General features: G+C 39.0%; 2 protein-coding genes. Both read left to right on the top strand.

What is annotated here, in order from left to right:
- Positions 1–599 precede the first annotated feature (599 nt).
- Entirely contained in the window at positions 600–5,405 is a 4,806-nt protein-coding gene (locus tag ACFIKJ_RS01235) for a Vomp family autotransporter (protein WP_375670160.1), read from the top strand.
- Positions 5,406–6,010: 605 nt separating this feature from the next.
- Positions 6,011–10,492, top strand: a 4,482-nt coding sequence (locus ACFIKJ_RS01240) for a hypothetical protein (RefSeq protein ID WP_375670161.1), incomplete at its 3' end; no start/stop codon positions are given.

The following is a 10,492-nucleotide window of genomic DNA, read 5'->3' on the forward strand; positions in this document are numbered from 1 at the left end:
ATGAAGATGATGAGATGAGTACGTTGAAACTTTTTACAGAGCGTGCATCATTATATAAAGAAAGATTTCTTTCAAAGATATATATCATATATTGAAACAGCTTACCTTGCAGAAAAGAGTGAGGTCATTATGATAATCGTTATCCATTACATTATGCTATAAGTTAAAAAAAATCATAAATTTGCGCTTATAAGAACAGCTAATTTATTGAGAAGTATTTTGGTACATTTATAAAAATTATTTTTTGTACTCTTGTCATTCTTCTGAGGTGCTTTATCTAAAAAGTAGAATTGCTCTTTAGTGAAACTATTTTTGTTAAGAGATAAATCGCAGTGTTTTTGAATGGAGATTACGTTATATTTTCAAAGTCTTGTGTTTTTATTTATTTTTTAGCTTGAATCCCTCTAGCTAAAAGGGTTGGGGACTTTTCTAGATTCGATGTTGTTGCAAAGATTTTAGGGCGATGCCGTAATAAATAGCGGTGTCGAGGGGGGATTTTGTCTTCATTTATTGGTTTTTGAAGTGCGCAAACTTAAGGGTTTTGCCATGTGCGTTTTTACGCGTTGTGATGATGTTGAACTCTGTTGGAGGAGGTTCTTATGAAAAAAAAATATTCCACACCAAATTTAATTAAAGCTGTCTCGCTCAGCGCGGCAATGGCCACACTCTTATCGAGTGTTTCTCCTGTTTTTGCTGCCAATTTTGCCTTCGTAGGAGGGAATAATAATAGTACAAGTGGTACCAGTGTTTCCTATGCACATGGGAGTCATGGTAGTGTTGTTTTAGCTGGTGATGATGATTTCTGTGGTGCAGACAGTGTTATTGGGCGTGGCGGCAAACAACAACAAGGAATTTCTGATAATCGACGAATAACCGCACAAGAACAATATGAGAGATTTATTGGTGAGAAAGTTTTCAGTGGTCGTCAGCCTTATGGCACGACCACTGAAAAGGTTACTTGGACGGGTGATGGAACATTAAGTGATCCCACTAAAGGTTATATGGGAACAAACACTTTTGGTGTCGGTAATGCTATGCCTGAGGCTTACGGTGTTTATTCTTTTGCTACCGGTTGTGGATCTGCAGCGACGGGTAATTATTCAACCGTATTTGGTGCAGGTGCGACAGCAAAGGCAGGGGGTGCACAAGCCTTTGGTGTTTCTGCACTTGCAAGTGGTATAGCAAGTGTTGCCATGGGTGTAGGCTCAGAAGCATCGGGGAAATCTACAGTTGCTATTGGGGGACTTGCAACTGCCTCTGGTAGCAATAGTATTGCTTTAGGGACTAAAGTAGAGGCGAAACAGAATTATTCGATTGCTATAGGTACAGATGCTAAAGCTTTAGGTTCAGGTTCTATTGCAATAGGGGGCAGGCGTTCTGACAGAACTGAAGGAGTGGATCCTAACAGAATAGTAACAGCGAAGGCTGAAAATTCGATTGCTATAGGTACGCAAGCTTATGCTGAAACGGAAGATTCCGTTGCCATTGGTGTAAATTCGCAAGTACTTTCTAAGGATGGTGTTGCTGTAGGCGGTGGGGCTATCTCTGATAGAGACAAGGGTGTTGCTGGTTATGATCCTGTAACAGGTGTAGGGACAACAAAAACCGATATGGCTTGGAAAAGCACAACAGGAGCTTTTAGTGTAGGGGAAGTTGGTGGTCGTGGTAATGGTACCCTAACACGACAAATTACCGGTGTGGCTGCGGGTAGTGAAGATACCGATGCGGTAAACGTGGCGCAGCTAAAAGCTATGAGAGATGTCATAGCAGGAGGAGGGGGCTGGAAACTGTCTGCTAACGATACAAATCCTACAGACGTGAATTCAGGAAATACCGTAGATTTTTCAGTGAACAATAGTGAAGAAGGAAAAGACAATTTAACGATTGTAAAAAATACTGAAGATACTAAGCATAAAATCCAATTTACTTTGAGTGATACTCTCACACTTACAAAAGTCACTACAGGTCAAAGCTCTATGAGTGATGATGGCTTTATTATTCAGAATGGTCCAATGATGGGGATTGATGGTATTGATGCTGGAAATCAAGTCATCACAAATGTGGCTGAGGCAGAAGACGATACTGATGCAGTAAATTTTAAACAGCTGAAAGAATTTACAGCAGGAATTAAAGAGGGCGGCTGGAAGCTTTCTGTTGAAGGTCAAGATGCTACAGATGTTAAAGCAGGCAGTACAGTGGATCTTATTGCTGATGAGAATGAGGACGGCAGTAAAAATATCAAAATTACAAAAAACAAAGACAATAAAGTCACATTTGATCTAGCTGATGATATTCAGGTAATGACTGTCACAGCAGGAGACAGCATTATGGATGCTGATGGCTTTAGATTTGACGGTGATGAGGGGCCGAGCATAACTGTTAATGGCATTCATGCTGGTGATAAAACGATTAAAGGAGTAGCGGCAGGGGAAGACGATACCGATGCTGTAAACTTTGCACAGTTGACAGAAGTCAAAACACTTGCAGAAAAAGGCTGGAAACTTTCTGTTGATGGTAACAATGCTACAGATGTTAAAGCTGGGAGTACAGTAGATCTTGTTGCGGCTGCGAGTGGGGACGGAAGCAAAAATATCAAAATTGAAAAAGATAATAATAATAAAGTTACATTTTCTTTGAATGATGCTCTTAAACTCACGAGTGTTACGACAGGCAACAGCATTATGAATAGTGATGGCTTTAAGTTTATTGATGGTAATGGCCCTAGCATGTCTCAGAATGGTATTGATGCTGGCGATAAAAAGATTACAGGAGTAGCTAAGGCAGAAGATGATACCGATGCTGTAAACTTTGCACAGTTGAAAGAAATAAAAGACGAGATAGCTGACAATGGTCTTGTTCAATGGGATGAGAAGGAAAAGATTATTACCATTGGTAAAGAAAAAGGCGGTACAAAAATCGATATCGCAGGTAATGAGGGAGAGCGAACCATTGCGGGTGTGAAAAATGGAAAGATTTCAGAAGAGTCAACAGATGCAATAAATGGTTCCCAACTTTATGCGATGGGCGATACGATTGCAAATTATTTTGGCGGTGGCGCTAGTTATGAGGATGGAGAGTGGATAGAGCCTACTTTCAAAATTTCTCAGCGTGAAGCGAATGGTACTATTACTCAGAAAGAACACCATAATGTCGCTGATGCTTTTGAGGGTGTCGATAATTCTATCACAGATATTTATAATCAGATTAATAATGTGACAGAAAATAGCCTTGTAAAACAGGAAGGAGAAGATGGTCTTATTACTGTGGGTAAAGCAACCGGTGGTACTGAAATTAGCCTTGTAAATAAAGATAATCAAGAAAGAACACTTTCCGGTGTGAAAGATGGAGAACTTTCTCAAACATCAACGCAAGCAGTAAATGGGTCTCAGCTCTTTAAAACAAATGCAAATGTTACTACTGTTACCAATGATCTCAAAACAGTTGCTCAAAATACATCGAAATATTTTGGTGGCAGTACAGATGTACTGAACGGTGTAGAGCCATCTTTCCTTATTCAGGATACAAAATATAATAATGTTTTTGATGCATTTACTGCTGTCAATACTTCTATCACAAATATTGATAATAAGATTTCCGATGTGGTAAAAAATAGTCTTGTTAAGCAAGACGGAGTTTCTGCTTCTATCACTATTGGTAAGGATACAGCTGGTACTGAGATCAATATTGCAGGATATGGTAAGGTCGCACGTTCCATTTCTGGTGTTAAGGCAGCAGAAAAGGGCGATGAAGCTGTTAACAAAGACCAACTTGATAAAAGCATAAAGGATATTACGAAAGATATTGAGACAGCAAGTGCTGCTGCGGTTCTCTACGATAAGAATGGCGATGATAGTGTTAATTATGGGAGTGTGACTTTAGGCGGCAATAAGAGTAATGGGCCAGTTGCTCTTCTTAACGTAAAAGATGGCAGCCTTTCTCAAGATTCTCATGATGCAATCAACGGTAGTCAGATTAATAAAATATCAGCAGAGATTGCAAAGTTTTTTGGGGGTGGTGCAAAGTTTATTGACGGTGCTTTTAAAGGGCTGAAATATACTTTATCGGCTATTGTAGATGGTAAGGTAGGGCAGGCTAATTTTTATGACGTTGGTTCAGCTTTAACAGGTCTTGATAATAATGTTCAAGATGTAAATAAGCGCTTAACAAATGTATCCAATGAGTTTAATCAGAAAATTGAAGATTTCTCAAAAGATGCTTTACTGTGGGATGATGGTGAAGAAGCATTCGTGGCACGTCATGAAAAAGATGGGCAGAAAACAAAGAGCAAATTGAAGTATCTTTTGGATGGTGAAATTGCTAAAAATTCAACAGATGCCATTACGGGTAACCAGCTTTATTCCATGAGTAACCAGCTTGCTAATTATTTCGGTGGCGGTGCCAAATATGAGAATGGCAAATGGACAGATCCTACTTTTAAGATTGTTCAAGTCAATGCTGATGGTACGACTGTTGAGAAAGAGCACCATAATGTCGCTGATGCTTTTGGTGATATTAATAATGGGATGTCAAATATTAATAACCGTATTGATGATGTCATCAACAAGGTCGATACAGATGCTTTAAAGTGGAATGATAAAGAAAAAGCCTATGATGCTGGTCGCAATGGAAAGCCGAATAAAATTATCAATGTAGCTGATGGTAAAATTGTAGAAGGTTCGAAAGATGCGGTTAATGGTGGACAACTTTGGAAAACCAATGAACGTGTCACGGGTGTTGAAAAAGATGTTAAGCATCTTACCAACAGAGTCGACAATATTTCCACTACGGTTACGGATATTGGTGAAACGGTTTTCAATATTGAAAACAAAGTTAACGATATTGCTGAGGACGCTGTTCGTTATGACAGAGATGAAAACGGCAAAAAAACCAATAAAATCACATTAGCGGGTGGTGATGCCAGTGAACCTGTTTTAATTGATAATGTAGCTGATGGTAAAATTGAGAAGGGATCAAAAGAAGCTGTAAATGGTGGTCAACTCCATGACTATACTAAAGAACAGATGAAGATTATTCTTGATCAATCCAAGCATTACACAGATCAACGGGTGAACAATATTGTTGTCGATGCGATTGATGATGCTGTTGATCGGGCTAACCAATATACAGATATGAAGTTTAACGTTTTAAACTACAGTATTGAGAATGTAAAAAAAGAGGCAAGACAAGCAGCGGCTATTGGTCTAGCGGTGTCTAACTTACGCTATAATGATACACCTGGAAAATTAAGCGTTGGATTTGGTACTGGTTTATGGCGTAGTCAGTCTGCATTTGCCTTTGGTGCAGGTTATACCTCAGAAAATGGAAAATACCGCTCTAACATATCCGCAACAACTTCTGGAGGTCACTGGGGTGTAGGTGCGGGATTCAATATGACATTAAACTGATAATAAACAAAATACATAAAAATTCCTTTTCACCCCTGTCTCATGAGGCAGGGGTGAAATGTTGTTACGTATGTAAAAATTATATATATAAATTGATAAGCGCTATAACGACAAATACAGGTTTAAAAAACAGAAAAAACCTATACACTTTCAACAAAATGAACTTCTTATTTCAAAATAAGATAATAAGTTTTTTCATAAATCATAAGTCCATTATTTTCTGCGTTAACTTTTAAATCTAAAGAAAATTTCACTCTCTAAAAATCTATTAAAAAACTTTCTAGTAAGACAAAGGTATATATTTAAATGTATTTCAATTTTACTGTAGGAAGTTATAAAAACAATATACTAAACCAATTCTACCCCTTGCAAAAAACAACCAACAGGTTTAAAGATTAAAAAAAACCAACCAACACAAGAAAACTTACCTTTTTAGGAAAGGTAAGAGAACAGAGCACGTTAACTACAAAACATCAACTTCTCTATCTTTTCAATCAGTCCTTAAGCTTTTGAATATATTTAGAAAAAACAATTTCAGAGAACTTTGTAGCGTTTAAATGTGTTTTTTTTGTGGTTATAGTTATTTTTTCATTGGGGAGTTCATTATGAAAAAATTATATACAAAATTAGCAGGGAGCGATTTAAAATTTTCTCGTTTTTCTTTTGTTAAAGTTCTTTCATTGGCTACAGCGGCTACATTTTTATCGAATTTTACACCTGTTTTTTCAGCAAATCCTGATTTTAGAAACAGCTTTCTCGAAGGTGTTAACAGTGCTGGTGTTTCTTATCCGCAAAGCATTATCTCTGTTTCTGGTTTGAATGCTTCTTCTGTTTCAAAAGACAATTATTTAACAGCACTCAATAAAGCCGGGTTAGAAAAGATTAATGCTGCCGATGACTATGCAAATTTTTTAACTAAAACCCTCTCTGGTGTAAGTGATTATAGTCCTGTCGTGAATGTTTTGATGGCGGATAGCAAAAATGTATTGGCAAGAACCCTAGATGCAGGAGGGCAATATAAAAGGTCTCTCGTCAGTCCACGGTCATTTGTGGTTGATAGCTCTTTAGACCAACAGCTTGCACAGGATGATGAGAATACAGATATTATTAATGTGTCTAATATCTTACGGAGTGGTTCAACAGAGGGAATGCAACGTGATGTATCGGGAAATAATGTTATTTTTGGTAATGATATTACTTCGGAAACCACGGACAGTGTTGTTATTGGTTATAAAGCGAAGGCGGTATTAGCTGAAGGAAATAAAAAGCTAGCGGCATCCGTTATCATAGGTTCTAAATCTGAGATCCATAGAGGTGGATCCGTTGCTGTTGGTGCAGATATAGTGTCACTAAAGAATGACGCGGTTGCTGTTGGTCGTTTTGTACGGGTGGAGGAGGAGGACGGTACAGCTTTAGGCTTCAAAACGCAGGTGAAAGTGGCAGGGGGCGTTGCTCTAGGAAGCAATTCTATAGCTAATAGGGCTGCTGGTGTTCCGGGTTATACTTCTGTGCTGCAGGGACCTGCAAAAAATACGTCATCTTATTGGAAATCTACATTAGGTGCTGTTAGTGTTGGTGATGCTGGTACTAAAAAAACGCGCCAAATTACAGGTGTAGCGGCTGGTAGTGAAGATTCAGACGCAGTGAATCTAAGACAATTGCAAGACTTAGAAGAAGTCGTAAGAAAAAATGGTTGGAAACTCTCTGTCGGTGGGAAAGATGCTAAAACAGTCATTATGGATAGCGGAGTAGATTTTTCAACTGGAAGTACAAATCTTAACATTACAAAAGGCGATAAAGATAATAATGTAAAATTTGATTTAGCTCAAGATGTTACATTAACGAGCTTAAAGGCAGGCACAACCACCCTAGATGCAACAGGTCTGGTCATTACTGATGGTCCGAAAATAACGACCGATGGTATTGGTGCTGGAAATAAAAGGGTAACTGGTATTGCATCTGGTGATCTTAGTGCAGATTCACAAGATGCGGTAAATGGGAGTCAGTTGAATGTTGTAGCGACCCATATAGCCGGATATTTAGGCGGTGGTGTTAAATTTACGAATGGCCAATGGGATGATCCAAAGTTCAAGATTAAAACTTTCAATCCTAAGACGAATGAGATTGAAGAAGAAAGTTTTTCGGATGTAGCAAAAGCCTTTGAGAGTGTGGGTAAGTCTTATGTAAATCTTCACAATGAGATTAAAAAAGCTACCGATGATAGTGTCTTTAAATGGAATGCCGAATCGAAGAGCATTAAAATTGCAGCCGGTGAGGAAGAAAGTGGGCAAGGAAGTATTGCTATAGGTATTGGATCAAAGACAAAAGGGGATGCAGGAATTGCGTTAGGGAAGCTTTCAAATGCATCTGCCGAAAATAGTATTGCATTAGGTGGTTTTGCAGCGGCATCTGCTGAAAATAGTATGGCATTAGGTGGACTTTCAAATGCATCTGCTGAAAATAGTATTGCATTGGGCTCAAATGCACAAGTACAAGCTGATGTTACTGGTGGTGTTGCTGTGGGTTATAAATCTGTTTCTCGTAACTCGGCGTCTATTGTTGGCTATGATCCTTCTATAGGTAGCCAGTCAACAAATGATGATGTGATATGGAAAAGCACTCAAGGAGCTTTTAGTATTGGTGATACTCCGAATAAGATAACACGACAGCTTACAGGTGTTGCCGCTGGTACCAATGACACTGATGCTGTCAACATTGCGCAGCTGAAAAAATTAAGAGAATTTGTAGCACAAGGGTGGACACTTTCTCTCAATGATAAGGCTGTTTCAGGCTTTCAGCCGGGCGATATATTAAATTTGGTCTCTGGAAGCGAAAACTTTGAGATTAAAAATAGTGATGAAAGAGACAGTAACGATAAAAAAATAACATTTGATTTGGCACAAGATGTCACATTAAACAGCGTAAAATTAAAAGACGTCACTTTAGATAAAACGGGCTTAACCATTGAAAATGGCCCCAAAGTAATAGCGGATGGTATTGATGCTGCAGGTAAAAAAATAACAGGTGTTGCCGGTGGTTCTATAATATCAGCTTCGAGTGATGCGATTAATGGTGGTCAGCTTCATACAATCACTGAGGATTTATCAAAAATTTTAGGCGGAGATGTATCCTTTGATGGCAAAAACTTTAAAGTACCGGAGTATAAATTATCGAATATTGATGAAAAAGGTGAAGTAACAGATAAATCGCATACCGATGTTGGTTCTGCCTTTAAAGGACTTGATGACAATATCAAGAATGTGAACGCTCGTATTAAGGAAGTTTCTCAAGGTGTTGCAAAGGATTCGTTGTCGTGGAGCAAAGATGAAAATGCCTTTACTGCGCAGCATGGAGAAAAAGAGGACAGAAAAAATAGCAAAATCACCTCTCTTAAGGATGGTGAGCTCTCAGAAAGCTCAACCGATGCGGTGAATGGTTCACAGCTCCATTCTACGAACACAGCCCTTGCTAAATATTTTGGTGGTAATGCCAAGTATGAGGACAGCAAATGGACAGAACCTGATTTCAAAGTTGCGCAATTTGATGCTGATGGCACAGAAGGTGACGAGAAGACTTATCACAATGTTGCTGATGCTTTTGGAGGTGTTAACAGTACTTTCAACACTTTGAATGAAGAGATTGTCGATGTAAGAGATAGTATCCTTGTTAAGCAAGAAGAAGAGGTTACTTTAGCGCGTAGTCTCCGTGCGGGGGGATCGGGTACTATCACCATTGGTAAGGCATCAGGCGGTACTGAAGTAAGTATTCTCAACAAAGACGGTGCTAATCGGACCATTTCTGGTGTGAGTGCTGGAACACTCTCAGAAGACTCAAGCGAAGCGGTTAATGGCTCACAGCTTTTTACCACCAATGAAAATGTTACTAAGGTTGCTGAGCATACAGCGAAATATTTTGGTGGTGATGCTAAGTATAAGGATGGTGAATGGACAGATCCCACTTTCAAGGTTAAGACCGTTAAGGAAGATGGCACTGCAGAAGATAAAAGCTATACTGATGTAGCTTCTGCCTTTGAGGGTGTAGGTACTTCTATCACAAATGTAAAAAAAGAGATTAACAAGGTTGTAGGTGATAGCCTAGTTAAACAGGATACAGACAGCAAGACTATCAAGATTGGTGCGGAGACAGATGGCGCTACAATCAATATTGCCGATAAGAGTAGTGCTGATCGTGTTATTTCCGGTGTGAAGGAAGCGACCAATAACAATGAAGCGGTTAATAAAGGCCAACTTGATAAGGGTTTAAAAGACCTTTCTGATAATCTTCAATCTGATGAATCAGCAGTTGTTCATTATGATAAAAATACAGATAAAGAAAACACCATTAATTATGAAAGTGTGACGTTAGGGAAAGGTAAGGAAGCAAAAGCCGTTGCTCTCCATAATGTAGCTGTTGGCAGTATTGCCAAGGATTCACGTGATGCCATTAATGGTGGACAAATTCATACCCTCTCTGAAGATGTTGCGAAGTTTTTAGGTGGTGGTACAACCTTTACAGATGGTGCTTTCACGGGACCCACCTATAAATTATCTAAGATTTCTAAAGACGGTAATGAAGAAGAAGCTGAATTTAAAGATGTTGGTACAGCTTTTGAAGGCATTGATACGAGTATCAAGAATGTAAATCAGCGGATCAAAGATGTGACACAAGGTGTTGCACAGGATTCGTTGTCATGGAGCAAAGATGCAAATGCCTTTAGTGCGCAGCATGGAGAAAAAGAGGACAGAAAAAATAGCAAGATCACCTCTCTTAAGGATGGTGAACTCTCAGAAAGCTCAACCGATGCGGTTAATGGCTCACAGCTCCATTCTACGAACACAGCCCTTGCGGAATATTTTGGTGGTAATGCCAAGTATGAGGACAGCAAATGGACAAAGCCTGATTTCAAAGTTGCGCAATTTGGTGCTGATGGCGTAGAAGGTGACGAGAAGACTTATCATAATGTTGCTGATGCTTTTGAAGGTGTTAACAGTACTTTCAACACTTTGAATGAAGAGATTGTCGATGTAAGAGATAGTATCCTTGTTAAGCAAGAAGAAGAGGTTACTTTAGCGCGTAGTCTCCGTGCG

It is taken from the genome of Bartonella sp. PS7NMGDW, from assembly GCF_042193585.1.
Lineage (GTDB): Bacteria > Pseudomonadota > Alphaproteobacteria > Rhizobiales > Rhizobiaceae > Bartonella > Bartonella grahamii.

Excerpts from the sequence above, each read along its gene's own strand:
- ACFIKJ_RS01235 (WP_375670160.1), top strand. The coding sequence starts at position 600 with ATGAAAAAAAAATATTCCACACCAAATTTAATTAAAGCTGTCTCGCTC.